Genomic DNA, 25,934 nt, shown 5'->3' on the forward strand with positions numbered 1-25,934 from the left:
TGATGGGTGAGAAAAAATGAAAGAGGCACGTCAGCAAACGATAATCGACCTGTTGATTCAGCATCATAGTCTGACGACGGACGTTTTATCCACCCAGCTTAACGTCAGTAAAGAGACCATTCGCCGCGATCTCAGCGAACTGCAGGCGCAGGGAAAAGTGCTGCGCAACCACGGTCGGGCGAAATATATTCACCGGGAAAACCAGGACAGCGGCGATCCTTTTCATATTCGCCTTAAGAGCCACTTCACGCATAAAGCGGATATCGCCAGAGAAGCGCTGGAGTGGATTGAAGCCGGGATGGTCATTGCCCTGGATGCCAGCTCAACCTGCTGGTACCTTGCGCGTCAACTGCCTGACATCGATATTCAGGTCTTTACTAACAGTCACCCCATCTGCCTGGAACTGGGCAAACGTGAACAGATTCAACTTATTAGCTCCGGCGGTAAACTCGAGCGTAAGTATGGCTGCTACGTTAACCCCTCGTTGATTTCACAACTTAAACTGCTGGACATCGACCTGTTTATCTTCTCCTGCGAAGGGATAGACAGTCATGGAGGGTTGTGGGATTCCAACAGTGTCAACGCTGGCTTCAAATCGCTGCTACTCAAGCGCGCTTCTCAGTCTTTATTGTTGATAGATAAGAGTAAGTTTAATCGTTCAGGGGAGGCCAGAATTGGGCACCTGGATGAGGTAACGCATATTGTGTCTGACACACAACTGAATGAATCAGGGCTGAGACAATAAGCCACCTGACACATTATGACGCAATTAAGTCTATTAGGGATGTGTTTGTTCGCGATAGCGTTAACGTATTATTCATTCCGTATAAGATTTTTAACGCGGGGAGGGTAAACAAAAGATGTTAGCAGCACAAATAAGAAGGGGATTACCCTTAAATAAGGGCATCTACAAGAACAGCCATACATTCAGAATAATTATAAATATTTCTTAGCCGCATCCAGAATTTCCTGAGAAGTCAGCTCCCTGTCCGACGCCACATATACCACTTCATGATCGCCGGTCAGAGAAGGAAAACCTGCGGACATTATCTGCAGGTTTATCGCTTCACCATTCGGATATTCCTGCCGTATGGATGTAATACCCTTAAGCACGGTGACAACATTGCTCGGTTTACCATTGAAAAAGACGATGACTTTCTTCATATCTCACCTTGTTGGTCGTTATCTGCTTAAGCACCTTCTCTGTGAAGGCGAGGGGGATCAGGACGGCGCGAAAATTTTTGTCTGGCTGTCAGGTCTGTCTGCGAATGTCATCGTCGATTTGCAGAAAATGCATTTAGCGCCATACGGATTTTTTTCAGACACATCAAAAATCGACGTTCTGTATTGGGAGCCATGACAACATGGGCATCTGAAGTGAATATTTAAGTTGATATCATTTACCTTTTTTAACATTAGCGGTATTTAATTTTCGAAAAAACGTTGCATTTGTACTTTCTTTGGTTTTTGCAATCATTCGGAAATAAAAGCAAGCAATCATCTTCGTGAACGTGTATGGTGACAGTCGTTTAAATCAGGAGATGCCTATGTCAGGACGTAAAAATACACAATTCCGTCGCAATTACTTAGTAAAATGTCCATGTCCAAACTGTTCAAAAGACTCTGAGCATAGTTTCAGCCGTGTACAAAAAGGGGCTCAACTTGTCTGCCCACACTGCAGCACTCTTTTCAAAACCGCTCAAAAATTCTAAAAATGCATTTGCCAGATGATGAATTTGCGTCTTTACAGACGATCTCATTTGGCAAAGCAACATTGAAGAAGTGATGCTTTTGGAGGTTGCCTGACCTCTTACGCACTTTGATATTTTACAAGCAGCTCGCTTCTGCTTTAAGACTCTTCGTGCAGCAGACCTGCACTTCATCACATCGGTCAGCACACTCTTTCTACGAGAAAAATATGCTGACCTGTTGCTCAGAAAAAGCCTTCTAATCCAGGACCCGTCTACTCAGGAAAAATCCATCATCGTGATCGCGGGTCCGTGATAACTTTATCTATCGCAAAGTATTACGCTTGCAGCAGCAGGGCCTTTTTCGCCACTCTGGATAGCAAATTCGACCTTCTGGCCTTCAAAGAGAGTTTTAAAATCATCGCCCTGCAGAGCAGAAAAGTGCACAAACACATCTTTGCTGCCATCGACAGGAGAGATAAAACCGAAACCTTTATCTTCGTTAAACCACTTAACCAAACCTATAATTCTTGAAGACATGCAGACTCCTTGTGAGTATTTGAAATGCTAAGAAACGTATAATATTAAACGTATGGACTCAAAAGGAGGGGATATCAGCGATAGCGCCTGGTTATGAGGACTGCCGGGTAAAATTTTTTACGCTCGTGTGTGGATTAAACCAACGACTTCATTAATGCATGAGGAGGGAGAATTAGCAATTTTTATTTTAGCCTTCCGGAAGGCTCACATAAAAAGTGTCACGCTGCATTAGCTTAAAATTAATTTGTGTGTATAGTTAATGCATGTTTTCTAAGAGGATCTTATTTGTCTCGTAAAATGACAGGAATTGTCAAAAGTTTTGATATGCACAGTGGTAAAGGCCTAATCATCCCTTCAGATGGTCGAAAGGACGTTTTTCTCCACATTTCAGCCTTTAATAACAACGAAAAAGAAACGCTCCTTCCCGGGATTCGCGTTGAGTTCTGTCGTATCAACGGACTCAGCGGACCGATGGCCGCAAATGTCTATCTTTCATAAATAATCAGCGAAGATGTTAATAGCGGTAAATTGAATCACCCGCGTCGTATCGCCTGACATATATTTACATTAATGCGCGACATGCGTATGACACGCGTATGAATTACACTCCGCCTAAATAAGCTTTTCTTACCTCCTGGTTTCCCAGCAACTCCTCGCCGCTGCCGCTGAGGCGAATTTGCCCGTTGACCATGACGTAGCCACGGTCAGAAAGCTTCAGAGCATGATGCGCATTTTGCTCTACCAGAAAAATGGTCATGCCGTTGCGAGCCAGCTCGCGCAGCGTCTGGAAGATCTGCTTAACCACTATGGGCGCCAGACCCAGGCTGGGTTCATCCAGCAGTAGCAGTTTAGGGCGGCTCATTAGCGCGCGGGCGATGGCAAGCATTTGCTGTTCTCCGCCGGACATGGTCATGGCTCGCTGTTTACGGCGTTCTTTGAGGCGAGGGAACAGCTCAAACATGCTCTGCATATCGTCGGCGGCAAATTGATTGCCGACAGGAATGGTCCCCATCAGCAGGTTCTCTTCAACCGTCATATCCGGAAAAATACGCCGCCCCTCGGGTGCCTGCGCTATGCCGCCGGAGGCCACATAGTGGGTAGATTTATGGCTGATGTCTTCGCCGCAAAACAGGATCTGCCCGTTACGAATACGCGGTTGGCCAAAAATAGACATCAGCAATGTCGATTTACCCGCGCCATTCGCGCCGATAAGCGCCACCGTTTCCCCTTTATGCACTTCGAGGGATACCTGCTTCAGCGCCTGAATCACGCCATAGAACACATTCACCTCGCGAAATGCCAGCAGCGGCTCATTCATAGAGTGACCTCGCTTTCATCGGTGCCCAGATAGGCGGCAATCACCTTTTCGTTATGCTGGATCTGCTCAGGTTTCCCCCGGGCAATCACATCGCCATGGTCGAGCACAATAATGTCGTCCGATATTTCCATCACCATCCCCATGTCGTGCTCAATCAGTAATACCGTTATGCCGTGGTTGTCGCGCAGAAAACGAATAATGTTACTCAGCTTATGTGTCTCTACCGGGTTCAGCCCGGCGGCGGGTTCATCCAGACAGATCATTTCCGGGCCGGTGCACATGGCCCGCGCGATCTCCAGGCGCCGTTGTTGACCGTACGACATCTCGCCCGCCAGGCGGTTGGCACACTCCACAAGATCGACCACCTCCAGCCAGTAAAAGGCCCTGTCCAGCGCGTCGTTTTCCGCCCGTCGGTACGCTGGCGTATTGAATACGCCAGCCAGCAGGTTGCGATTGACGCGCGTGTGCTGGGCCACGAGCAGGTTTTCCACGACCGACATCTCGCGAAAAAGACGAATATTTTGAAAGGTGCGCGCAAGTCCGGCGCGGTTCACCAGGTGAGTGCCGCCGAACATTTTGTAGAACAGGCGTTGCCCAAACTGCGCAGGGTGGATCCAGTCTCCTGGCTGGAATTTTTGCCCGAGGATCTGAATGACATTGGTCGTCTTATTACGCGTATTGAAGAAAATATTGCCGCCGGAAGCCTTATAGAAACCGGTCAGGCAGTTGAAGACGGTGGTTTTTCCCGCGCCGTTTGGGCCAATAAGCGCAGTAATTGAACCGCGCTGCACGTCCAGGTTGACGTCGTTTAACGCCTTGATCCCGCCGAAATGCATCATAAGATGTTCAACGCTTAATATCGTTCCGTTCATGGCGCTACGCCCTTACGCACGGCAAACCCGCTGCGGTTAATGCGGATCAACCCGCGTGGACGCCAGATCATCATCACCACCATCAGCATGCCAAACAGTAAAACCCGGTACTCGGCAAAACTGCGCAGCAGCTCCGGCGTCACCGTGAGCACAAACGCTGCCAGCACCACGCCAAGCGTTGAGCCCATACCGCCGAGCACCACAATCGCCAGGATCAGCGCCGATTCAAAAAAGGTAAACGATGTCGGGTTGACAAAGCCCTGATAAGTGGCAAAAAACACCCCGGCGATGCCGGCAGTCGACGCACCCAGCGTAAAGGCCGAGAGCTTGACCAGCACATGATTTAATCCCATTGAGCGACAGGCGATTTCATCTTCCCGCAGGGCTTCCCATGCCCGACCAATCGGCATCCGCGTCAGACGATGCTTGATATACAGCACCAGCATCACCACCAGGAACAGCACCGTGTAGATAAAGATAAACTTCATGTTCGGGTTGTAGGTCAGATGGAAAAATTCGTGAAAGGGCACGCCTCCTTCTTTGGCACGGCGGCCAAACTCCAGTCCGAAAAAGGTGGGAGGTGGGGCAGAAACGCCGTTCGGGCCACCGGTGAAGGTTAGCCAGTTGTTGAGGATCAGGCGAATAATCTCCCCAAAGCCAAGCGTGACGATCGCCAGGTAATCACCGTGCATGCGCAGCACCGGAAAGCCGAGCAGGGCGCCGGCCGCGGCAGCCATAATCGCCGCCAGCGGCAGCATGCTCCAGAATCCTAATCCCAGATACTGATACCCCAGCGCCAGCCCGTAAGCGCCGATGGCATAAAAAGCGACATAACCGAGATCCAGAAGCCCGGCCAGACCGACCACAATATTCAGCCCGAGACCCAGAAGCACGTAGATAAGCCCAAGAATGGCGACGGTGAGCACGTACTTGGTAGCAACAAAGGGAAAGCAGATCGCAAGGGCGATAATCAACGGGATTATCCAGCGCATGCGGCTTTTGTATTCCGGCGGCCGGACATAAACCCCCGCGCTGTCGGCTTCAAAACGTGCCTGGAAACGTGCACCCGGAGCGGTGCCTAAAAAAGCGCTCAGCAGAAAACGGCCCAGCATCACGATGCCGACTATCCATGCGAGCCGCTGTCCGGCGAAATTAAAGCTGTATCCGTCCAGCACCACGCCGGCAATCGGGCCAAAAATTATTAACGCAATCAGCCCGGAAAAAATGGCGTCCAGAATGCAGCGCTTAAGCGAAAAGCCGTGAGAGGTCATCGTATTCTCCTTCACACTTTGGCGACAATCGGGCGGCCAAGCAGACCCTGAGGACGAAAAATCAGGATCAAGACCAGCAAGCCAAACGAGAACACATCTTTATAATCTGAGTTCACCATGCCGGAAAATTGCGCCTCGGCGACGCCCAGAATCAACCCGCCGAGCATCGCACCGGGCAGGGAGCCAATCCCGCCGAGCACCGCTGCGGTAAACGCCTTGATGCCAATGACAAATCCGACGTAGAAATCGAAGGTGCCGTAATTCATGGTGATGAGCACACCCGCCAGACCGGCCATCGCCGCGCCAATGACAAAGACCAGCGAAATGATTCTGTCGGTGTTAATGCCCAGAATGGAGGCCATTTTGCGGTCCTGCTGCACCGCACGGCACATCCGTCCAAGCCGGGTATTGTTGATTATCCATGTCAGCAACAGCATGCCGGCGAACGAGGCAACCAGAATAAACACTTTGGTGTAGGTTATCTGAACGAACCCCTCACCGATATGCAGGCGAAGTACGCCATCCAGCATCGTGGGCACCCCTTGCTGACGCGGCCCCTGGCTCAGCTGCGCGTAGTTTTGCAAAATCAGTGACATCCCGATGGCGGAGATAAGTGGTGCCAGACGGGTAGAGTTGCGTAGCGGCTTATAGGCAATGCGCTCGATAGTCCAGCCGTAAACACCGGTCACCACAATCGTGAAGATCAGCGTACCGAGGATAAGCAACGGGAACGACTGCAGGCCGAAGAAGGAGAGCAGCGCCAGGCCAATGGCGCAGAGGTAGGCGGAGATCATATAGACTTCGCCGTGGGCGAAATTAATCATACCAATGATGCCATACACCATGGTGTAGCCGATGGCGATTAATCCATACACGGAGCCCAGCGTTAAGCCATTTATTAACTGTTGCAGGAAGAATGTACTCATCATAGCGCGCTCGTTATTTTAAGCTGCGCGGCACGCGCAGCCTGATGTTTATTACGCGCCGACAGGCGAACCTGCCGGCGTTGAGCGTGACTCCGTCCCGTTACTGAACTTCCTTATATTTTCCGTTATCGTCCCACTGATACACCACGTAGTCAGACACTTTCAGATCGCCTTTGCTGTCCCAGGCTTTTTTGCCCATAACCGTGTCGACGGCATTGGCTTTCAGCCATTCGCTGGCTTTGGCCGAGTCTTTACCGCCCGTGGCCTTGAAGGCCGCAGCAATGGCCTGAACGGAGGCATAAGAGTAGAGGGTGTAACCTTCAGGCTCGAATTTTCCGGCGCGGAATTTCTCAATGACCGCTTTCCCATCCGGGATCAGACGCGGGTCCTTACCAAAGGTCATATAAATCCCCTTGGTATATTGTGGCCCACCCGCCGCGGTCACCATCTCTTCGTTGACGATACAGTCGCCGGAGAAGAATTTCGCCTGCACGCCCTGTTCACGCATCTGGCGAACCAGCGGGCCGGCTTCAGGGTGACAACCGCCGAAGAACACCACATCCGGCTTTTGCGCGCCGATTTTTGTCACCAGCGCGTTAAAGTCTTTCTCACCACGGGATAAGCCCTCATACATCACATCCTGAACCCCGCGCTTCGCCAGCGCAGCTTTGGTGGCGTCTGCCAGCCCCTGACCGTAGGTGTCTTTGTCATGGATGATGACCACACGTTTGGCTTTCAGCTTATCGATAATGAAATCGCTGGCGACCTGGCCCTGCTGGTCATCGCGACCACACATGCGGAACATATCGGTCATGCCTCGTTCGGTAATGAGCGGGTTGGTTGAGCCGGGGGTAATGGCAAGGATCCCCGCGTCGCTGTACACCTCGGAGGCGGGCATTGTGGAAGAAGAGCAGAAATGGCCGACCACCGCGTTGACTTTATCCTGGTCGACCAGGCGGTTGGCGACGGCCACGGCTTGTTTCGGCTCGCAGGCATCATCCCCCTGAACCAGCTTAATCTTCTCGCCGTTAATGCCGCCTGCGGCGTTAATGTCTTCAGCGGCCTGCGTTGCACCGTGCCAGTACTGATCGCCATAGGTGGCGTTTGGACCGGTAAACGGCCCGGCCACACCAATGACAATATCTGCATGCGCAGAAAATGCCGTCACCAGACAACCGGCCAGCACGAGAGAAAGGGGAGTTCTGATAAATTTCAGCGACATTATTATGTTCCTTAGCAAAGAGGTTTTTGCACCACGGCGTAAACCCGGACGCCGACGGCGCAGCCAATCCAAAAACACGAGCAAGAACAAAATGCACTAAACGAACAAGATCCAGACAACGCCTGCGTAATACGGCGAGGTTTCCCTGCGCAGGTTCGCGCGAAGAACATTAAGCAAAATCGTTGCCAGAATGGTTAACCCATTGAGCGGGTTGTGACATGTTTGAGTATAGAGTGCGGTGATATGGCACCTTGTGGGACGCGATGAAATTACAGCGGAGATCACATATCGTTAACAACAAAGCCCATAAGTTGTGCAATGGTCACGATTTGCACGTTTTTGCAGCAATAAAGACCTAAACTTCAGATAGGAAAGCCGTGAGATATGTGTCAGGATCTTTTCCTTTTTTATCAGGAGTGTCAGCGATGACTGAAGGCCCATTGAATGAAAGCGAAATGGCGTGGCTTGAAGAGACATTAATGTCTTACGGTCATGACGATGCGTCCGTGATTGACGTGTCTGAACTGGACGGCATGCTTACCGCAGTCCTTTCCGGCCCTGTTGTCGTTGAGCCAGATACCTGGCTGGTGGCCGTGTGGGGTGGCGAGAAATACATTCCGCGCTGGAAAAACGATCGTGAAATGCACCGTTTTATCGATCTCTGCTTTAAGCATATGAACGACATTGCTGAGCGCCTGAGCGAATACCCGGACCAGTTTGAGCCGATGTTTGGTTACAACGATGTCGACGGTGAGAGCTATACCGTTGTTGAAGAGTGGTGTTATGGCTATATGCGCGGTGTGGCGCTGACGGACTGGTCAGCCTTACCGGAAGCGCTGAAGGCCGATCTTGATGCGATTGCGCTGCACGGTACAGACGAGAACAGCGAAAAGCTGGATGAGCTGAGCGAAGACGAATATAAAGCCAGCATTGAGAGCATTCAGCCTGCGGCATTGCGTTTGTACAATTACTGGGTGGACAACCCACAGCAGCCGGAAGCAAAAAAACCGATTGTTAACGGCACAAAGGTCGGGCGTAACGATCCGTGTCCGTGCGGCAGCGGGAAGAAGTTTAAGAGCTGCTGTTTGCACTAATAAAAAGGGGCTGATTTCAGCCCCTTTTTTGTTAACCCACTTCCGGTAGCATCCCTGCGGCTATCAAACACTGCACCAGAATAATCATCACTCCGCAGGCAAACACCATGCACAGCAGCGGTTTGCCGCCCATGACGCGGTACCCTTGCTGAGGATGCTGCTGGCGGCTCTTCCAGGCCAGCAGGGAAGGGAGCAGCAGGGCCAGCACGGATAACGCCACACCTGCATACCCCAGCGCCATCACGAACCCACGCGGGTAAAACAGCGCGAACGCCAGAGGAGGCAGGAAGGTGACTGCCCCCGTCTGTAAGCGTCCTGCGGCAGTATTACGACGCTGGAACAGATCGGCCAGGTAATCAAACAGGCCGAGCGCCACGCCCAGGAATGAGGTGGCCAGCGCCAGGTCGGCAAACAGATGGACCGCCAGCTCAACGTGCGGGGAGGTGACAACCTCACGCAGTGCCAGCAGAAAGCCGTTCAGGCCAGCGTGTTCCGCCATCAGCCCGGTAAAGGTCGACGCGTCAATGCTCCCCAGCGTCACCAGTTGCCAGAAAATATAGGCAATCAGCGGGATGGCGCTCCCCACCATAAAGACGCGGCGTAGCTTGCGGATATCGCCGTTCATATAGCTCACGATGCTGGGCACGCTACCGTGGAAGCCAAACGAGGTGAAAATAACCGGGATCGCGGACAGCGCCAGCCCTTTTTCCAGCGGCAGCGTCAGCAGATTAACCTTGTGAACATGCGGTGCCAGCAGAACCAGCATCACAATCAGGAACAGTATTTTGGCGCTGAACAGAAAACGGTTAAACAGATCGACCAGCGAAGTCCCCACACAGATCACCCCCCCGCCAATAAGCGCAAAGAAGATAACGCCCGTTGACGGCGTGATATCAGCGTCGAACCAGTCGTTAACGCTGGAGGCGATTAACTCGCCGGCGCCGCTGATATAGGCCGCGGTCAGGGCGTACATCAGGAACATCATGCTAAAGCCGGTTATCCACTGGCCATAGCGTCCCAGGTAGCGTGCCGCAAGAGAACCCAGGCCGGTATCCGCGGGCACATGCTGATAAACCTCAAGCAACAGCAGGGCGGTGTAGCACATCAACGCCCAGAGTGTGCCAAGCAGCAGCAGTGTCATTCCAAATCCAACGCCTGCGGCAGCCAGAGGCATCGCCAGCATTCCTGCGCCAATCGTCGTTCCGGCGACGATAAAAATACTTCCCAGGGTTCTGTTTTTCACGCATTCCTCTACAACGATTCGTAATCGCGACAAATTCTGCGGCGCAGAGTAAGGGAAAAGCCCCGCTTCGTCAAATGACCGTTACAGTAGGTGTAATGAATTATTTACGATAATTTTCGACTTTAAGTAATTTCCCCGCACCTGCCCCTTTGGGAGGGGATACCTACTTCGTAAGGGCACTATTTTTGCCGAAAAATCAGGCGTAATTTAAACAATAACTATAAGTTTTAAAATAAAGTGAGGGCAGATGGCGGGAAATAATCCCTTTACCGCGGCGTGGAGCCGGGGCGGTAATTTACTGTGCCATGGTCACTGGATAATCAGCTGGCAGAACCAGGCCCTGCAGCTTCCTGAATCGCGTCGTGAAAAGGATATGGGCACCTGGGCCATTTATTCGATCATCGATCCTGAGGACGACACCTTTGCGCAGGGGCTAAAAGAAGATGAGTGGATCATCGAAAACGTAGACTGGCTGACAGATGTTTTTTTTGACGCCGGTATTCCGCTGGAGACGGCTAACTACCGGTATTTTTACCAGGCGGTCAATGCGCAGGACTGGCGGTGTACAAGCTGTGCGGGGTGTATGTAAATCTGTGCGCGGAGAATAAAAAGTGCGGCGCTGAAAACAGCACCGCAGCAATATTATTTCTGTGTATCGAGGGTAGAAAGTTCTTTATCGATAAAGTAAAGACCTTCGCCTGTTTTCCCCACCAGAGACAATTTATCCAGCACGGATTTAAACAGTTTCTCTTCTTCGTGTTGCTCTGCCACGTACCACTGCAGGAAATTAAAGGTCGGATAATCCTGGCCGATCATTGCCGCATGAACCAGTTCGTTAATTTTTTGCGTAATCAGCTGCTCGTGCTCATAGGTCGCACGGAAGAGCTCATCAAGCGAATTATACTCGGCAAACGGGGACGCAACGTTATCGATGCGCGGCAGGCTGCCCGTGTCAGTCAGATAATCAAACAGACGCTGCATGTGGGTCATCTCTTCCTGCGCGTGGCGGCGCAGGAAGGCGGCAGCGCCTTCAAAACTGTGGTAGCTGCACCAGGCGCTCATCTGCTGGTAGAGAAGGGATGAAAAAAGCTCAAGGTTCATTTGCGCATTGAGCTTGTCGATCATTTCAGTTTTCAGCATGGTGACGCTCCGGGTTATTAATTCTGGTTCACAATGAGCGACACTATAATTTGTTATTTAATTATTTGCAAAACGTAAAATAATTATTTCTTTATTTAAAATACGAATGGGAATAAAACGCATTGCCGATTTTATATTTTATTAATGAGAATTGTTTTTGTTCGTAATGAAATACACTGCCAGTCAATACTGGCAGCACAGATTAATACCACGGGTTATTTGCTTTAGGGTTTACGGCAAAGCCCATGCATTTATACTGGATCGTCACGCTCTCATTGAGACACAGAGAGCCGCTGGTCAGGGTGCAGGTTTTAATGGGCTGGCCATAGGCAGAGGCGGTGGCATACCCCATGCTCTGACACGCTTTAGCTGCGGTGCCGTTATTAACATACTCATCGGAATAGGCGTTTTGCAGCATTGCTTGCCCGTAGTCGAGGCGGACGATGCCGTTTGGCGCGTCCAGGGCGCTGACCTCAGCCTGGCGATTAATGTTACAGCCCGCCAGCAGCAGGATCGTACCGGCGACGAAGACTCTTTTCATGGTTCGCTCTGAGTGAGTGGAAATACGTTATCGTACCTGCAGATGTGAGTCGCAATGCGAGGAATAGCCGGGCAATCTGCGCTTTCTCTTTGCGACGGGCCGTTTAGTCGGCCAGGCTGTCAAAAATGGTTTTAAACTTAAGATGATGCAGGCGAAACAGCGCAATAAGCTGCGGGTCAAAATGGCGGCCGTCACCCTCCAGAATGATTTTGCAGGCTTGCTCGTGAGTGAATCCCGGCTTATAGACCCGCTTTTGCCTCAGGGCATCATACACATCGGCCAGCGCCAGTATGCGGGCTTCCAGCGGGATCTGTTCTCCCCGTAGCCCCTGCGGATATCCGCTGCCATCCCATTTTTCATGATGGAAATGGATAATATTCTCCGCAACTGCGCCCAGCTCTAAGCCCTGAATAATCCGCCACCCTTTCACGGTATGAAGTTTCATCTCGGCAAACTCGTCCTGGGTCAGCGGGCCTTGCTTACGCAGAATACGCTCCGGCACGGCAATTTTTCCGACATCGTGAAGTGAGGCAAAATGTTCTATCTCACGGGTCATTTTGCGCGAAAGCCCAAGCTCACGCGCCATTAAGCCGCAATATCGGGCGACGCGCTGAATATGGCTGCCGGTCTCGTCATCGTGCGCGCGGTTTACCTTCTCCAGCGCCTGCACCATATTGCGGTTAACCATCCGGTTCTGGCGTAAATGGCGACGCATCATGATCAGCATACCGATGCTGAACAGGGCCACGATCAGCAAAATCACGCTGATAATCTTCAGCGTGTTTTTAGAAAAATCGGGTAAGTAACTCTGCTCATCCTGACGTTCTATTTGTGTGCGGTATTCTGACAGGCGATGAACCTGAGTCAGCAGATGAAAGAGCGGATGCTGCGGGTCCACCCACGGGCCAATAATAAATTCAGAGCGGGTGACCCCCGCGACTTTCAGCACCCCGCGAAACAGTTCGTTGCCGCGAAGCGTGGACTCCAGCGAACTGAGGTCGCCCAGAATATAGTCAATCTCATCGTTCTCAATCGCGTCGATAAGACCGTCAATGGTTGGCCGGGTCACGATGATCACATCGCTGCCAAAACGCTGGCGTAAATAGGCTGCGGCAAACGAACCGTCGAGTACGCCGACGCGCTGGCTGCGAATACTCTCTTCGTTCCACAAGAAGGGCTGACTGCTGCGATTGTAATAGGCGTTGTGCCAGGCGATGTCGGGGCCGATACGGCCCTGTGCATGCGCACTGTCGCTTCGATCAACGATATCAATCAATCGAACCGCCCACTGCTGTCGCGGAAGACTCGAATAGTGATCGATAAAATTGACATCAACCTTCATGCCCAGTAAATCGCGCATGTCGTTAATCATATCAATGGCTGTGCCGTGGTAGCCCTTGCTGTCCCGCCAGATAAGTGGGGCAAAATTCTCGTTTTTGGGCAGGTTAATCTGCAGGCGGTTATGCGCGATCCAGGTTCGCTCCTCCTCTGACAGGGTGATACGGCTTAGCAGGTAATTGCGCTTGCTCTCCTCCAGCATCGTGTTGATTTCGCCGTTGCGATACCAGGTGCCAATCAGCGCATTGATTTTATCCCGCAGGGGAAGCAGGTCAGGGCTGAAGGCGAGGACGACAGGAATGCGTAGCTCAGGAAAGGGCCGGGAGACCAGATAATAGCGCTGGGTATTTTCCATCTCCGGAGCGTCATTAATATAGAAATCAGCCTGGTTGTCGCTCAGTAAGCGAAAAGCCTCGTCGCTGGTGGCGACGAGGCGCAGAGAACGAAATTTAAGGTCGGGATAACGTTGTTGCACGCTGTCGAGCGTCGCGTCGTCTTTACGGAACAGCACCCGGGCATGGCTGAGCTGTCCGGCGGTTGTCACCGTCATCGATGGACTGGCGGCCACCACGTCGTTATCAAACAAACGTGCTGAGAGAATTTTGGTTCTGGCTCGCTTCTCCGTGCGCAATACCCCGGCATACACGCCATACTCATTTTGTGCAAAACGCTGGCTAATATCGGCACCGGAGAGCGGCCGCAGCTGCAGCTGCGTACCCGCCTGTTTATTGATGGCCTTAATCAGTTCAGGATAAAAACCCTGCCACTCTCCTTGCGGTGTGCGCCAGGATTCGAAGTTGTTAGCATCAAAGATCCAGACCGGTACAGGCTCTTCTGCCCGGGCAGGGGGGCAAACAAGCAACAGACCCGTCAACGCGAGTAGAAAGAGGGAGCGAAGCATCCGGCAGCGCTGATTCACAGGTCAACCCCATACGGTTTTAGCGTGTACTTTTGCAGTCTAGCTAACGGGCTGAAGCGGCAACAGGTTTGCTTTAACTTTTTAATGCACGTTTGGCGTACGGTCTCATTCTCGCTAAATTGTGAACCCGTCTTTGTTTTTTAAAACAACCTTTCATTTAATTTGAAAGGTTGTTTGTTTGATAGTAGGGTGAACAGGTAAAGGTATCCATAGCGGGATCTCCCGCCACGCATTCAGGAGAGATGAAATGAAAATTGCACTGATGATGGAAAACAGCCAGGCCGCGAAAAACCCGGTGATACTGAAAGAGTTGAAAACGGTAGCCGATGAAAAAGGGTTCCCGGTTTATAACGTGGGCATGAGCGACGAGAATGACCATCACCTGACCTATATCCATCTGGGGATTATGGCGAGCATTTTACTGAATGCGAAAGCCGTTGATTTTGTTGTGACCGGCTGCGGTACGGGGCAGGGAGCATTGATGTCGCTGAACATCCACCCGGGTGTTATCTGCGGCTATTGCATTGATCCTGCGGATGCGTTCCTGTTTGCTCAGATCAACAACGGTAACGCGCTCTCCCTGCCGTTTGCCAAAGGCTTCGGTTGGGGGGCTGAACTGAACGTTCGGTTTATCTTTGAAAAAGCGTTCACGGGTCGAAACGGTGAAGGTTATCCGCCCGAGCGCAAAGAGCCGCAGGTGCGTAACGCCGGTATTCTGAACCAGGTTAAAGCGGCGGTCGTGAAAGAAAACTATCTGGATACGCTGCGCGCAATCGATCCCGAGCTGGTGAAGACGGCCGTTTCGGGTCAACGTTTCCAGCAGTGCTTCTTTGAGAATTGCCAGGACAAAGAGATTGAAGCTTTTGTTCGCGGGATCGTAGGCTGACGCTTTCAGGTGCCGTGAGCCCCACTTTTCAGGTTTGGCACGAAGAATAAAATTGTGATGCGCGTCACAAAAATATTGATTTTTGTGACGATGGTCATATTATAAGCACATTGACGATAAAGTTGTATAACAAGTTAATGGAGCTACCTGATGAAACTTCGCAAAATCCTGAAAAGTATGTGGGCTAACTACTGCAACACTTTTAAAGACGTGCCACCAGGCGCAATGTTCTGATGAAAAAAACCTGCTTCGGCGGGTTTTTTTGTGCCCGTAAGCGACGAGAGGGAGATGAATGGGCCTGCGTTTTGTTACTATGGCGGCCTTTAAATAAGGAGAAAGCCCCATGTCACAAAACCTGAGCGCCGATCAGGAGCTGGTGTCTGACGTTGTCGCCTGTCAGTTAGTTATCAAACAAATCCTTGATGTCCTGGACGTTATTGCGCCGGTTGAAGTGCGCGAGAAGATGTCCACGCAGCTGAAAAATATCGATTTCAACAGCCATCCCGCTGCGGCTGACCCGGTCACGCTTCGCGCTATTCAGAAAGCCATCGCGCTGATTGAACTGCGATTCACGCCGCAGGGCGAGTCTCACTAAAGCCCGCCTGACGCTAAAAAGGGCGACCGTTTGTCGCCCTTCGCTCACCTTAAAAGAACGTCTGTACCAGCAGATAGCTCGCCGCACACGCGCAGCTAACGCCAATTAATCCCGGCAGAATAAAGCTGTGGTTAATGATAAATTTGCCGATGCGGGTTGTGCCCGAACGGTCAAAGCCGATGCAGGCTAAATCGCTTGGGTAGGTCGGCAGGACAAAATAGCCGTAAGAGGCCGGGAAAAAGGCGATCAGCATTTTCGGGTCGATTCCCAGCATCAGCCCCATAGGCGCAACGGCCGTCAGGGCTGCCGCCTGGCTGTTCACCAGCTTTGATACCAAGAACAGCACAATCGCGTAGGTCCACGGATGGCTTTTCACCACGCCTTCCAGCGCCAGCTTTAACTCATCAAGATGCGCCTGGAAAAAGGTATCGCTCATCCACGCCACCCCGAACACCGAGAAGATCGCGACCATACCCGCCTTAAACACCGCGCCGTTAGAAATGGCAGACGCATTGACCTTGCAGGCCATCAGCATTACGGCACCGGCAATTAACATCATCATCTGGATGACAAGGTTCATCGACAACGCCGTCATTTTTCCTTTTATCTCAAATGCAGGGCGCAGGTCAGGGAATGCCCCCAGCAGGACAACCACGGCAATGCCGGCGAAGAAAATCCACGTGGACCAGTAGGCCTGTTTTGGAAAACGTTGATTCATTAACGTTTCCGTCCCGCCGTAGATGAATTCACGCTGCTTCGGATCTTTGAGCTTTTCCTGAAACTCCTTATCGTCCGCTAACGCTTTCCCACGACGCAAACTCCACAGCGCAGCAATCGCCACACCGAACAGTGAGGCAGGAACCGAGACGGCGAGAATTTCCAGTATTCCCCACGCGTGGCCGAGCCCATGCTGCGCGCCCAGAATGGAGACCAGTGACACAACGGCCACGGAGACCGGCGAGGCCGTAATTGCCATCTGCGATGCCACTGATGCCACGGCCATTGGGCGTTCCGGGCGGATCCCTTTTTTCAGGGCGATATCCGCAATGATGGGAAACATGGTGTACACCACGTGTCCGGTCCCGCAGAGAAAGGTCAGCATCCAGGTGGTAAAAGGGGCGAGAAGCGTGATGTGTTGAGGATGTTTGCGCAGCAGGCGCTCAGCAAATTGCATCATGACGTTCAGGCCGCCTGCGGTCTGAAGCGTTGCGGCACATCCAATGACGGCGAGAATGGTCAGCATCACGTCAACCGGCGGTTTGCCGGGTTGCAGACCAAAGACAAAACATAAAATAAAAAGGCCAATACCGCTTATCAACCCAAGCCCCATGCCGCCGAAACGCGTACCTGTCAGCAGGCAGAGGAGGATGACAATAAACTCAATGGTGATCATGATGCTCCCTCGTCAATGATAATGTAATTAAATAAATCATTACATGTTGTGTGGTTAATCGTTGAGAGCGAGATCTGATTTGTTAAATCTGAGCAAAAGCAGAAGGTTGGCGACGAGAAGGGGAACCTGCTCCCGGTAGGCCGAAAAGCGCGCCTGGCAGGGAGCAGGAAAAATGATCAGTGGTGCTGTACCGTCACAAGGTCAAGCAGATGACGGTCGGTTTGTTCCGGACATAAACCCGCCTGCTGCGCGTTATGGATTTCGTCCGCCAGCGTTTTGAGCAGCATGCCGTCCTGCTGTTGCGCTTTATCCATATCGCGTAAGAATTTAAGGGTTTTGGTGTCGTGTTGTGCTCTGGCTTCATCGGCCAGCTTGTTAAGCGTGCTGCAACGCTGTTCGTACTGTTCCAGTGTTTTCTCAAACAATTCTTCCAGAGAAGAGTAGTTATCGTCGATCGTATCAAGCGCTTTTACGGTTGGGTTCGCCCCTGCGGCTTTCATGAAGTTAAAAACACGCATCATATGGGTGACGTTGCTTTGCGCCTGGCTGCGAAAAAAAGTGGCAGAGCCATTGAGACTGTTTTCGGAACACCACGAGCTGATATGCAGGTGCAGATTCGAGGCATAGAACTCGAGGTTCAACTGGGCATTGAGTTTTTGCATCATCGTTTGGGTAGTCATACTCATATCCTTATTGACTGTGGGACGTGATGTCCGCGGCTAACCTGACCCGGCAGGCACATCTAATGGAATGCAGAAATGGCATTTCTGCGGCGACAAAAGTCGATCGAATATTCACTTCCTGTGTTCGATATAAATAAGCATACCCTTGTATTATGTCTAAGAAAACTCTTAATTAGGCTGTGTTTACCATACATTACAAAATTTAATATAGTACAGAAATGAAAACAGGTGGATATAAATTAACACATTAATAACTAATTGATTTTTATGTGTTTGTGTATTGTTTGCCTCGTTTTTTCAAGAGTGAAAATATTAAGGCAACAGAATCTTCTGTGACGATGTGAAAAACAGATCAATCAATCAGGATATATTTTGAGGAATAAAATTGCGCTAAATCAATTTATCGCAAAAAGGCGAGTGTGTGATCGCTGTGCAAGATTGTTCTTAATGATTGTGTAAAAATGAAACACTGTTTTATCTTGTTTCAATCATTGAGGTCTATGATGGCAAAGGTTGCGGTGCTGTTGGCACCCGGTTTTGAGGAAGCAGAGGCGATTATCACCATTGATATTTTGCGCCGGCTGAACTTCGACGTGGAAACTCTGGCCTGCGCGCAGTCGCGTGCAGTGATCAGTTACCATAACATTCCCATGGTGGCAGACAGCATCTTATCAGAACGCAGCGATTCGCTTTACGATGCGATTGTTCTACCCGGGGGACCGCAGGGCAGCGCAAATCTGGCCGCGGATCCGCAGGTTATCCGTTTTATTTCTGCACATGACGCGCGCGGAAAACTGATTTGCCCTATTTGTTCAGCAGCGGCGCGCGTGCTGGGGGGAAATGGGCTGCTTCGGGGGCGTCGCTACGTCTGCTCCGGGGATTTATGGGAGACGGTAAAAGACGGTGAATATGTGGATGCACCGGTCGTCCAGGATAAAAACCTGCTCAGCGGCAAAGGTCTTGGTCATGCGTTTGACTTTGCGCTGGCCCTTGCTGCTCGACTGTTGGGTGACGAAACGCCCGTTCGCGATCACGCTGACCACATCTATTACGCCTGGTAAATTTCCCGCCGGATGCTAGAGCGTCCGGCGCTCAGGGACTTCTTAGCTGATCTTATGGATAATTCTGCTTAACCCCGTTTCATTTGTCCGACAATTCCTGCCGTTTTTATGTCATTTTCCGCTGAATTTATGTACGCAATTACTGTAATTCTGCGGTGTGATGGCGCTCTCTTATGGATGATTAATTTCCCGCTAAAACTATCACCAGCAATAACGCTTATGACGAGGTAAGCGCTAATGCCTTGTTTTAAGTCCGATTAAATAAGAAGCACGCAAATATTCCCTACAGAAAAGAATGCTAAAGCTGGAGTTTACCATGCACAAATTTACTAAAGCGCTGGCGGCCGTTGGTCTGGCTGCTGTTATGTCACAATCCGCTATCGCAGAGAATTTAAAACTCGGTTTTTTGGTAAAACAGCCAGAAGAGCCGTGGTTCCAGACTGAGTGGAAATTCGCCGATAAAGCCGGAAAAGATTTAGGTTTTGACGTCATTAAAATCGCCGTGCCTGACGGTGAAAAAACCCTGAACGCCATCGACAGCCTGGCGGCCAGCGGTGCGAAAGGTTTCGTTATCTGTACACCCGATCCAAAACTGGGGTCGGCAATTGCGGCTAAAGCGCGCGGTTACGACATGAAGGTTATTGCCGTTGACGATCAGTTCGTCAATGCCAAAGGCAAGCCAATGGACACCGTGCCGCTGGTAATGATGGCCGCGACCAAAATTGGTGAGCGCCAGGGTCAGGAACTCTATAAAGAGATGCAAAAGCGCGGCTGGGATGTAAAAGAGACGGGCGTCATGGCCATCACGGCTGATGAGCTGGATACTGCACGTCGTCGTACTACCGGTTCCATGGACGCTCTGAAAGCCGCCGGCTTCCCGGAAAAACAGATCTATAAAGTTCCTACCAAATCCAACGATATCCCCGGCGCGTTCGACGCCGCGAACTCAATGCTGGTTCAACACCCGGAAGTTAAACACTGGCTGGTGGTCGGTATGAACGACAACACCGTGCTGGGTGGCGTGCGTGCGACAGAAGGTCAGGGCTTCAAAGCTCCCGATGTTATCGGTATCGGCATCAACGGCGTTGACGCCGTCAGCGAACTGTCCAAAGCGCAGGCGACCGGCTTCTATGGCTCTCTGCTGCCAAGCCCGGACGTACACGGCTACAAATCCAGTGAAATGCTCTACAACTGGGTGACCAAAGGGGCTGAACCGCCGAAATTTACTGAAGTGACCGACGTGGTGCTGATCACCCGCGACAACTTCAAAGAGGAACTGGCGAAAAAAGGACTGGGCGGTAAGTAATACGCTGTGATTGCGCCCCTCATTCACCATGAGGGGCCAGACGTACACACTACAGGAATCACGGAGACGTTATGCGACAGTCTGATCCGTATCTCTCATTTCGCGGCATCGGGAAAACGTTCCCCGGTGTTAACGCGCTGACCGATATCAGTTTCGACTGCTATGCCGGCCAGGTTCATGCCCTGATGGGTGAAAACGGCGCGGGAAAATCCACGCTGTTGAAAATCCTCAGCGGTAACTATTCCCCTACGACCGGCACATTGGCCATTCGTGGCGAAGAGGTGGCTTTCGCTGATACCACGGCGGCGCTTAATGCCGGGGTGGCCATTATCTATCAGGAACTGCACCTGATCCCAGAGATGACCGTGGCCGAGAACATCTATTTAGGACAGCTCCCGCACAAAAGCGGCGTGGTTAATCGTTCGCTACTTAATTATGAAGCAGGGCTGCAGCTTAAACATCTTGGGCTGGACGTCGATCCTCAGACGCCGCTGAAATACCTCTCCATCGGCCAGTGGCAGATGGTTGAAATTGCCAAGGCTCTGGCGCGTAACGCCAGAATTATTGCCTTTGATGAACCCACCAGTTCGCTTTCCGCACGTGAAATCGAAAACCTGTTCCGCGTGATCCGGGAGTTGCGCCAGGAAGGCCGCACGATTTTGTATGTTTCGCACCGTATGGAAGAGATATTTGCCCTGAGCGACGCCATCACCGTGTTTAAAGATGGCCGCTATGTGCGCACCTTTAGCGATATGGCGCAGGTGAACCATGACCAGCTTGTCCAGGCGATGGTCGGACGCGATCTGGGGGACATTTACCACTGGAAACCACGTGAGTACGGCCCTGAACGCCTGCGACTGGATAATGTAAAAGCGCCGGGAGTACGCATGCCGGTTTCGTTATCGGTACGCAGCGGTGAAATCGTCGGGCTGTTCGGCCTGGTGGGTGCAGGGCGTAGCGAATTAATGAAAGGGCTGTTCGGCGGCACGCGCATTACCGAAGGCGTGGTGTCTATTGACGGCGCAGCGGTGGATATTCAGAAGCCCGCCCACGCGATTAAGGCAGGCATGATGCTCTGCCCGGAAGATCGCAAAGCGGAGGGGATTATTCCGGTGCATTCGGTGCGTGACAACATCAATATCTCCGCCCGTCGCAAATTTATCCGCGCAGGATGCCTGATCAACGATAGCTGGGAATCGAGCAATGCCGATCACCACATTCGTTCACTCAATATCAAAACGCCGGGACCGGAACAGCTGATCATGAATCTTTCCGGGGGCAACCAGCAGAAGGCCATTCTGGGCCGCTGGCTGTCGGAGGATATGAAGGTCATTTTACTGGACGAACCGACGCGCGGTATCGATGTGGGGGCAAAACACGAGATTTATAACGTGATCTATGAACTGGCAAAACGCGGCGTGGCGGTGCTCTTCGCCTCCAGCGATCTGCCTGAAGTGCTTGGCGTCGCCGATCGCATTGTCGTCATGCGTGAAGGTGAAATTGCCGGTGAATTGCTTCATGAACAGGCGAATGAACAACAGGCGTTGAATCTCGCCATGCCTAAAGTCAGCCAGGCTGTCGCCTGAGTAAGGAGTTAATGATGTCCTCTGTTACTACATCCGGAGCGCCAAAGTCGGCGTTCAGTTTTGGCCGAATCTGGGATCAGTACGGCATGCTGGTGGTCTTTGCCGCCCTGTTTGTCGCCTGTGCGATCTTCGTTCCTAATTTTGCCACCTTTATTAATATGAAAGGGCTGGGGCTGGCCATTTCCATGTCCGGCATGGTGGCCTGCGGTATGCTGTTCTGTCTGGCCTCGGGCGATTTTGACCTGTCGGTGGCCTCGGTTATTGCCTGTGCCGGTGTCACCACGGCTGTGGTAATCAACATGACGGAGAGCCTGTGGATTGGTGTGCTGGCGGGTCTGTTACTGGGCGTGCTCAGCGGTCTGGTGAACGGCTTTGTCATTGCTCGTCTGAAGATTAACGCCCTGATCACAACGCTTGCGACCATGCAAATTGTGCGAGGTCTTGCCTATATCATTTCTGACGGTAAAGCGGTGGGGATTGAAGACGAGCGCTTCTTTACCCTCGGTTACGCTAACTGGCTGGGGCTGCCAGCGCCAATCTGGCTGACCGTGGCCTGTCTTATCCTGTTCGGGTTCCTGCTCAACCGGACCACGTTTGGCCGTAATACCCTGGCTATCGGGGGCAATGAAGAAGCCGCACGTCTGGCCGGTGTGCCGGTTGTGCGTACCAAGATTATTATCTTTGTTCTCTCCGGGCTGGTCTCTGCAGCCGCAGGGATTATTCTGGCATCGCGAATGACCAGTGGCCAGCCAATGACCTCTATCGGTTATGAGCTGATCGTCATTTCAGCCTGTGTTCTGGGGGGCGTTTCCCTGAAAGGCGGCATCGGAAAAATCTCATATGTGGTGGCCGGTATTCTGATCCTGGGGACGGTAGAGAACGCCATGAACCTGCTTAATATTTCGCCATTCTCTCAGTACGTCGTTCGTGGGCTGATCCTGCTGGCAGCGGTGATATTCGACCGTTACAAGCAAAAAGCGAAGCGTACCGTCTGAGGTTTTTCCTATCTTTATATTGCTCAACTAATAACCTTAGCTGACCCCCGAACCGCCTCGCCAGTTTTGCTGGCGGGGCGGTTGTCAAATGGCGAGCGACGTCACACTGTCTATACTTACATGGCTATGAAAGAGGTAAAGGCGTTTACCTCTCGTAAACCGTAAGGAGGAATAGGGTGGCTGACTTGTTAACTGCACCGCCTGTACTGCCCGGACACTATGCTTTCTTTTTTGATCTCGACGGTACGCTCGCCGAGATAAAGCCGCATCCTGACCTGGTGGCGATCCCCGCCACGGTTCTTCAGAAGTTGCATCAGCTCTCGCAGATGACTGAGGGAGCAGTGGCATTGATATCAGGGCGCTCGATGGCCGAACTGGACCAGCTTGCCAGGCCTTATCGCTTTCCGCTGGCCGGTGTACACGGAGCGGAGCGCCGCGACATCCATGATCAAACGCATATCGTTTCACTCCCCGACGCATTAATCCAGGCGCTACAGGTACAACTCTCGTCTGCGCTGGCAGAACTGCCCGGTACGGAGCTTGAAGCCAAAGGGATGGCCTTTGCCCTGCATTATCGCCAGGCGCCGCAGCACGAAGCGGCTGTGCTTGCGCTTGCGACCGCTATAGCAAATGCACATCCGGAGCTGGCGCTGCAGCCGGGTAAATGCGTGGTGGAGCTTAAACCTAAAGGGATCAATAAAGGCGCGGCGATTGCTGCGTTTATGGCGACACCGCCTTTTAACGGCAGGACGCCCGTTTTTATTGGGGATGACCTGACCGATGAGGCAGGGTTTCGTGTGGTGAATCAGGCCGGAGGGATCGCCATCAAGGTCGGGCCTGGTGAGACTGTCGCCGAATGGCGTCTGGCGGATGTCGCCAGCGTCTGGCAGTGGATATCTGACATCGCTAACCAGCAACAACAACAAATAGCGCAAAACAAAGGGGGAAACCATTATGGGTCGCTTAGTCGTCGTCTCTAACCGAATTGCACCGCCTGATGATAAAAAATCCAGTGCAGGTGGCCTGGCGGTTGGGGTATTAGGTGCCTTAAAAGCCGCCGGTGGGCTGTGGTTTGGCTGGAATGGTGAAATCAGTGAAGAACAGAAACCGCTCAAGAAAGTGACGCGCGGAAATATTACGTGGGCGTCGTTTGCGTTAAACGAAAAAGATTATGACGAGTATTACTCGCAGTTCTCCAATGCTGTGCTGTGGCCAGCGTTTCACTATCGTCTGGATCTGGTCAAATTCCAGCGCGAGTCCTTTGAAGGCTACACGCGGGTAAATTCGCTGCTGGCGGATAAACTGCTGCCTTTAATCGAGGAAGACGATATTTTATGGATCCACGATTATCACCTGCTGCCTTTCGCCAGAGAGTTGCGTAAAAGGGGAGTGAATAACCGGATTGGTTTTTTCCTGCATATTCCGTTCCCGACGCCGGAAATCTTTACCGCGCTGCCGCCGCATGAAGAGTTGCTGGATGCGCTGTGTGACTACGATCTGCTGGGCTTCCAGACCGAGAATGACCGACTTGCGTTCCTTGATTCTGTGTCCGGCAAAACGCGAGTGGTGACCAAAGGGGGGAAAACCCATACGGCCTGGGGCAAGACATTCCACACTGAAGTGTATCCCATCGGTATTGAACCTGAAGAGATTGCCGAGCAGGCTTCCGGTCCGCTGCCGCCCAAACTGGCGCAGCTTAAGAATGAACTCAAGCACGTGAAGAATATTTTCTCGGTGGAGCGTCTTGATTATTCTAAAGGGCTGCCGGAACGTTTCCTGGCGTATGAAACGCTGCTGGAGAAGTATCCGCAGCATCACGGTAAAATCCGCTATACGCAGATAGCGCCCACCTCGCGCGGTGAAGTGCAGGCTTATCAGGATATTCGTCACCAGCTGGAGACGGAAGCAGGGCGCATTAATGGCCGCTACGGTCAGTTGGGCTGGACGCCGCTCTTTTATCTCAATCAACACTTTGACCGTAAGATCCTGATGAAAGTGTTCCGCTATGCGGATGTCGGGCTGGTTACGCCATTGCGGGACGGGATGAACCTGGTCGCGAAAGAGTACGTCGCCGCCCAGGACCCCGCCGATCCGGGTGTGCTGGTGCTTTCCCAGTTTGCCGGGGCCGCCAATGAATTGACGTCTGCGCTTATCGTCAACCCTTACGATCGTGACGACGTGGCGAATGCCCTCAACCGTGCGCTGACGATGCCGCTCACGGAGCGTATTTCCCGCCATGCCGAGATGATGGAAACGATCCGTAAGAACGATATTAACCACTGGCAGGCGCGTTTTATTCGCGATCTTCGTGATATTGCCCCGCAGAGTAATGAAGGCCACCTGCAAAAAAAGATCGCGACATTCCCTAAACTCGCCTGATTTTCCTCTGGGGGTTTAACGACCCCCAAGAGGCACTAACAACACATCCACCTGGCTTGACGCCACAATCGATTTCGCCGCACAGGCTGCGCGAGAAAAAAAGCTGTGGTTATGATTCCCGCATATTACTAAATCAATATTCTGCTTACTGCATATGCTGAGAATATGCGCATTAAGCTCCCCTGTCGCAATAATGGTGTCATATATAGGATATTGCGCCTTTTCTACCAGCTCGCGCATAAATTGCTGCGTTTCTTCCTGTAATACCTCACGAATATCTTCCAGCATGGGGGCAGCCAGTTGATTATACATCTCAGGCTCGGCCGCGAGGGTGATCAGGCTGATACGGGCATTATGCGGTCTGGCAATGGAAACCGCCCGGGCGATGAGTTCATGGCTTTCGGGCGAAACCGCAACAGAAACAAGAAGATGGGAGTAACTCATAACGCACTCCTTAGGTGTCTGAAAGACAGCGTCTTAGTCACCATTACCGCGATTTCACCGGATCTGCAAGAGGTGAATACGACATAAGTGTGAAGCTAATCATAATTATTCATTAATTATTCTTATAAGAAGAATAACGGGAAAACGTGCCTAAATGAAAAAAATTAACAACTTAACCTGAATCACACTTTTTTACGTTTCCTGTGTTAAATCGTTTTAACGCGTTATAAACACATTTCTAATGATTACCATGTGAAACAATTGTTATAGGCGTTTTGCATAACTACATGTTTTTTATAGATAATGAAAATGTGACCTTACGATGGATTCGGTGTAACGCGCATTCGGTCGCTGACACGTTTCGAACAGCACATGTCATGCCACTTCTGCTCATACTCCTGCATGAGTATTCGCCCATAAAGAATAGAAAACAGTGTCGATCGTTCAAAAAATAACCAATTTACAAGTCATACTGATGGATTTATGGGAGATAT

The 25,934-nt window shown here is 51.6% G+C and carries 28 protein-coding genes and 1 pseudogene; 14 read left to right on the forward strand and 15 right to left on the reverse strand.

Annotation, left to right across the window (positions count from 1 at the left end; all coding sequences use genetic code 11):
* Positions 1 to 16: 16 nt before the first annotated feature.
* Positions 17 to 745: an L-fucose operon activator gene (gene fucR, locus HV157_RS24455; protein ID WP_138013978.1), complete on the forward strand. Its 729-nt coding sequence runs from the start codon at positions 17 to 19 to the stop codon at positions 743 to 745.
* A 191-nt stretch (positions 746 to 936) separates the two neighbouring features.
* Here fucR and HV157_RS24460 read toward each other — a convergent pair whose 3' ends face one another.
* Both HV157_RS24460 and HV157_RS26360 read right to left on the reverse strand, forming a co-directional pair.
* Positions 937 to 1,164 carry a hypothetical protein gene (locus HV157_RS24460; protein WP_014170703.1) on the reverse strand — a complete coding sequence of 76 codons (228 nt, stop codon included), beginning with the start codon at positions 1,162 to 1,164 and terminating at the stop codon, positions 937 to 939.
* A 108-nt stretch (positions 1,165 to 1,272) separates the two neighbouring features.
* Positions 1,273 to 1,416, reverse strand: a pseudogene (locus HV157_RS26360) (cold-shock protein); the annotation flags it as partial.
* A gap of 131 nt (positions 1,417 to 1,547) precedes the next feature.
* On the opposite strand from HV157_RS26360, the gene HV157_RS26105 reads away from it, so the two are divergent.
* On the forward strand, positions 1,548 to 1,712 hold the full coding sequence (locus HV157_RS26105) for a YnfU family zinc-binding protein (protein WP_214579409.1): 165 nt from the start codon (positions 1,548 to 1,550) through the stop codon (positions 1,710 to 1,712).
* Between the two features lie 297 nt (positions 1,713 to 2,009).
* Here HV157_RS26105 and HV157_RS24465 read toward each other — a convergent pair whose 3' ends face one another.
* A complete protein-coding gene (locus HV157_RS24465; protein ID WP_014170702.1) occupies positions 2,010 to 2,228 on the reverse strand; it encodes a cold shock domain-containing protein in 219 nt (72 codons plus the stop codon).
* A 285-nt stretch (positions 2,229 to 2,513) separates the two neighbouring features.
* On the opposite strand from HV157_RS24465, the gene cspF reads away from it, so the two are divergent.
* Positions 2,514 to 2,726, forward strand: a complete 213-nt coding sequence (gene cspF, locus HV157_RS24470; protein WP_025203826.1) for a cold shock-like protein CspF — start codon at positions 2,514 to 2,516, stop codon at positions 2,724 to 2,726.
* A gap of 103 nt (positions 2,727 to 2,829) precedes the next feature.
* Here the strand turns inward: cspF and HV157_RS24475 are convergent, their stop codons facing one another.
* The 5 genes from HV157_RS24475 to HV157_RS24495 all read right to left on the reverse strand — a co-directional run bounded on the left by HV157_RS24475 (position 2,830) and on the right by HV157_RS24495 (position 7,837).
* On the reverse strand, positions 2,830 to 3,546 hold the full coding sequence (locus HV157_RS24475; RefSeq protein ID WP_138013977.1) for an ABC transporter ATP-binding protein: 717 nt from the start codon (positions 3,544 to 3,546) through the stop codon (positions 2,830 to 2,832).
* Positions 3,543 to 4,418, reverse strand: coding sequence for an ATP-binding cassette domain-containing protein (locus HV157_RS24480; protein WP_182269087.1), 876 nt, complete (start codon positions 4,416 to 4,418; stop codon positions 3,543 to 3,545). Before HV157_RS24480 ends, HV157_RS24475 begins: the two co-directional genes overlap by 4 nt.
* On the reverse strand, positions 4,415 to 5,689 hold the full coding sequence (livM, locus tag HV157_RS24485) for a high-affinity branched-chain amino acid ABC transporter permease LivM (protein WP_020883360.1): 1,275 nt from the start codon (positions 5,687 to 5,689) through the stop codon (positions 4,415 to 4,417). The genes HV157_RS24480 and livM overlap by 4 nt, the downstream gene beginning before the upstream one ends.
* Positions 5,690 to 5,700: 11 nt before the next feature.
* Positions 5,701 to 6,615 (reverse strand): branched-chain amino acid ABC transporter permease, encoded by a 915-nt coding sequence (locus HV157_RS24490; RefSeq protein WP_025203827.1) that lies wholly within the window; start codon positions 6,613 to 6,615, stop codon positions 5,701 to 5,703.
* A gap of 100 nt (positions 6,616 to 6,715) precedes the next feature.
* Positions 6,716 to 7,837 carry a branched-chain amino acid ABC transporter substrate-binding protein gene (locus tag HV157_RS24495; protein ID WP_020883361.1) on the reverse strand — a complete coding sequence of 374 codons (1,122 nt, stop codon included), beginning with the start codon at positions 7,835 to 7,837 and terminating at the stop codon, positions 6,716 to 6,718.
* A gap of 425 nt (positions 7,838 to 8,262) precedes the next feature.
* Between HV157_RS24495 and HV157_RS24500 the strand changes: the two genes are divergently transcribed.
* Entirely contained in the window at positions 8,263 to 8,931 is a 669-nt protein-coding gene (locus HV157_RS24500) for a YecA family protein (RefSeq protein WP_020883362.1), read from the forward strand.
* Positions 8,932 to 8,962: 31 nt separating this feature from the next.
* Here the strand turns inward: HV157_RS24500 and tyrP are convergent, their stop codons facing one another.
* The gene (gene tyrP, locus HV157_RS24505) at positions 8,963 to 10,114 is read right to left on the reverse strand and encodes a tyrosine transporter TyrP (RefSeq protein WP_233100362.1); all 1,152 of its coding nucleotides are present in this window, start codon (positions 10,112 to 10,114) and stop codon (positions 8,963 to 8,965) included.
* A gap of 307 nt (positions 10,115 to 10,421) precedes the next feature.
* Between tyrP and HV157_RS24510 the strand changes: the two genes are divergently transcribed.
* Complete coding sequence (locus HV157_RS24510; protein WP_032678445.1) at positions 10,422 to 10,763, forward strand: hypothetical protein; 342 nt, start codon at positions 10,422 to 10,424, stop codon at positions 10,761 to 10,763.
* 53 nt (positions 10,764 to 10,816) lie between these two features.
* Here HV157_RS24510 and ftnA read toward each other — a convergent pair whose 3' ends face one another.
* From ftnA to HV157_RS24525, 3 genes are all read right to left on the reverse strand, one after another.
* The gene (gene ftnA / locus HV157_RS24515) at positions 10,817 to 11,314 is read right to left on the reverse strand and encodes a non-heme ferritin (RefSeq protein WP_014170693.1); all 498 of its coding nucleotides are present in this window, start codon (positions 11,312 to 11,314) and stop codon (positions 10,817 to 10,819) included.
* A 202-nt stretch (positions 11,315 to 11,516) separates the two neighbouring features.
* Positions 11,517 to 11,855: a YecR family lipoprotein gene (yecR, locus tag HV157_RS24520; protein WP_086463542.1), complete on the reverse strand. Its 339-nt coding sequence runs from the start codon at positions 11,853 to 11,855 to the stop codon at positions 11,517 to 11,519.
* Between the two features lie 103 nt (positions 11,856 to 11,958).
* Positions 11,959 to 14,112, reverse strand: a complete 2,154-nt coding sequence (locus HV157_RS24525; protein WP_241189964.1) for an HD domain-containing phosphohydrolase — start codon at positions 14,110 to 14,112, stop codon at positions 11,959 to 11,961.
* A 247-nt stretch (positions 14,113 to 14,359) separates the two neighbouring features.
* Between HV157_RS24525 and HV157_RS24530 the strand changes: the two genes are divergently transcribed.
* From HV157_RS24530 to HV157_RS24540, 3 genes are all read left to right on the forward strand, one after another.
* On the forward strand, positions 14,360 to 14,998 hold the full coding sequence (locus tag HV157_RS24530; RefSeq protein ID WP_020883367.1) for an RpiB/LacA/LacB family sugar-phosphate isomerase: 639 nt from the start codon (positions 14,360 to 14,362) through the stop codon (positions 14,996 to 14,998).
* 150 nt (positions 14,999 to 15,148) lie between these two features.
* Entirely contained in the window at positions 15,149 to 15,232 is an 84-nt protein-coding gene (gene azuC, locus HV157_RS24535; RefSeq protein ID WP_014832437.1) for a stress response protein AzuC, read from the forward strand.
* A 109-nt stretch (positions 15,233 to 15,341) separates the two neighbouring features.
* Positions 15,342 to 15,593 carry a DUF2766 family protein gene (locus HV157_RS24540; RefSeq protein WP_014170688.1) on the forward strand — a complete coding sequence of 84 codons (252 nt, stop codon included), beginning with the start codon at positions 15,342 to 15,344 and terminating at the stop codon, positions 15,591 to 15,593.
* 49 nt (positions 15,594 to 15,642) lie between these two features.
* On the opposite strand, the gene HV157_RS24545 is transcribed toward HV157_RS24540, so the two are convergent.
* Complete coding sequence (locus tag HV157_RS24545) at positions 15,643 to 16,986, reverse strand: anaerobic C4-dicarboxylate transporter (protein ID WP_020883368.1); 1,344 nt, start codon at positions 16,984 to 16,986, stop codon at positions 15,643 to 15,645.
* A gap of 176 nt (positions 16,987 to 17,162) precedes the next feature.
* Positions 17,163 to 17,666: a non-heme ferritin-like protein gene (locus HV157_RS24550; RefSeq protein WP_020883369.1), complete on the reverse strand. Its 504-nt coding sequence runs from the start codon at positions 17,664 to 17,666 to the stop codon at positions 17,163 to 17,165.
* A 506-nt stretch (positions 17,667 to 18,172) separates the two neighbouring features.
* Here HV157_RS24550 and HV157_RS24555 point away from each other — a divergent pair.
* The 6 genes from HV157_RS24555 to otsA all read left to right on the forward strand — a co-directional run bounded on the left by HV157_RS24555 (position 18,173) and on the right by otsA (position 24,996).
* Positions 18,173 to 18,730, forward strand: a complete 558-nt coding sequence (locus HV157_RS24555; protein WP_182269089.1) for a DJ-1 family glyoxalase III — start codon at positions 18,173 to 18,175, stop codon at positions 18,728 to 18,730.
* A 316-nt stretch (positions 18,731 to 19,046) separates the two neighbouring features.
* Entirely contained in the window at positions 19,047 to 20,036 is a 990-nt protein-coding gene (gene araF, locus HV157_RS24560) for an arabinose ABC transporter substrate-binding protein AraF (protein WP_020883371.1), read from the forward strand.
* A 71-nt stretch (positions 20,037 to 20,107) separates the two neighbouring features.
* The gene (araG, locus tag HV157_RS24565) at positions 20,108 to 21,622 is read left to right on the forward strand and encodes an L-arabinose ABC transporter ATP-binding protein AraG (protein ID WP_020883372.1); all 1,515 of its coding nucleotides are present in this window, start codon (positions 20,108 to 20,110) and stop codon (positions 21,620 to 21,622) included.
* A gap of 14 nt (positions 21,623 to 21,636) precedes the next feature.
* Positions 21,637 to 22,617, forward strand: coding sequence for an arabinose ABC transporter permease AraH (araH, locus tag HV157_RS24570; RefSeq protein WP_014884358.1), 981 nt, complete (start codon positions 21,637 to 21,639; stop codon positions 22,615 to 22,617).
* A gap of 176 nt (positions 22,618 to 22,793) precedes the next feature.
* Complete coding sequence (otsB, locus tag HV157_RS24575) at positions 22,794 to 23,597, forward strand: trehalose-phosphatase (protein WP_014170681.1); 804 nt, start codon at positions 22,794 to 22,796, stop codon at positions 23,595 to 23,597.
* Positions 23,572 to 24,996, forward strand: a complete 1,425-nt coding sequence (gene otsA, locus HV157_RS24580) for an alpha,alpha-trehalose-phosphate synthase (protein ID WP_014170680.1) — start codon at positions 23,572 to 23,574, stop codon at positions 24,994 to 24,996. Before otsB ends, otsA begins: the two co-directional genes overlap by 26 nt.
* Before the next feature lie 15 nt (positions 24,997 to 25,011).
* On the opposite strand, the gene uspC is transcribed toward otsA, so the two are convergent.
* Positions 25,012 to 25,440, reverse strand: coding sequence for a universal stress protein UspC (gene uspC, locus HV157_RS24585; protein WP_014170679.1), 429 nt, complete (start codon positions 25,438 to 25,440; stop codon positions 25,012 to 25,014).
* Between the last annotated feature and the right edge of the window lie 494 nt (positions 25,441 to 25,934).

Origin of the sequence: Enterobacter sp. RHBSTW-00318 (assembly GCF_014101375.1) — a bacterium.
Taxonomy (GTDB): domain Bacteria; phylum Pseudomonadota; class Gammaproteobacteria; order Enterobacterales; family Enterobacteriaceae; genus Enterobacter; species Enterobacter ludwigii.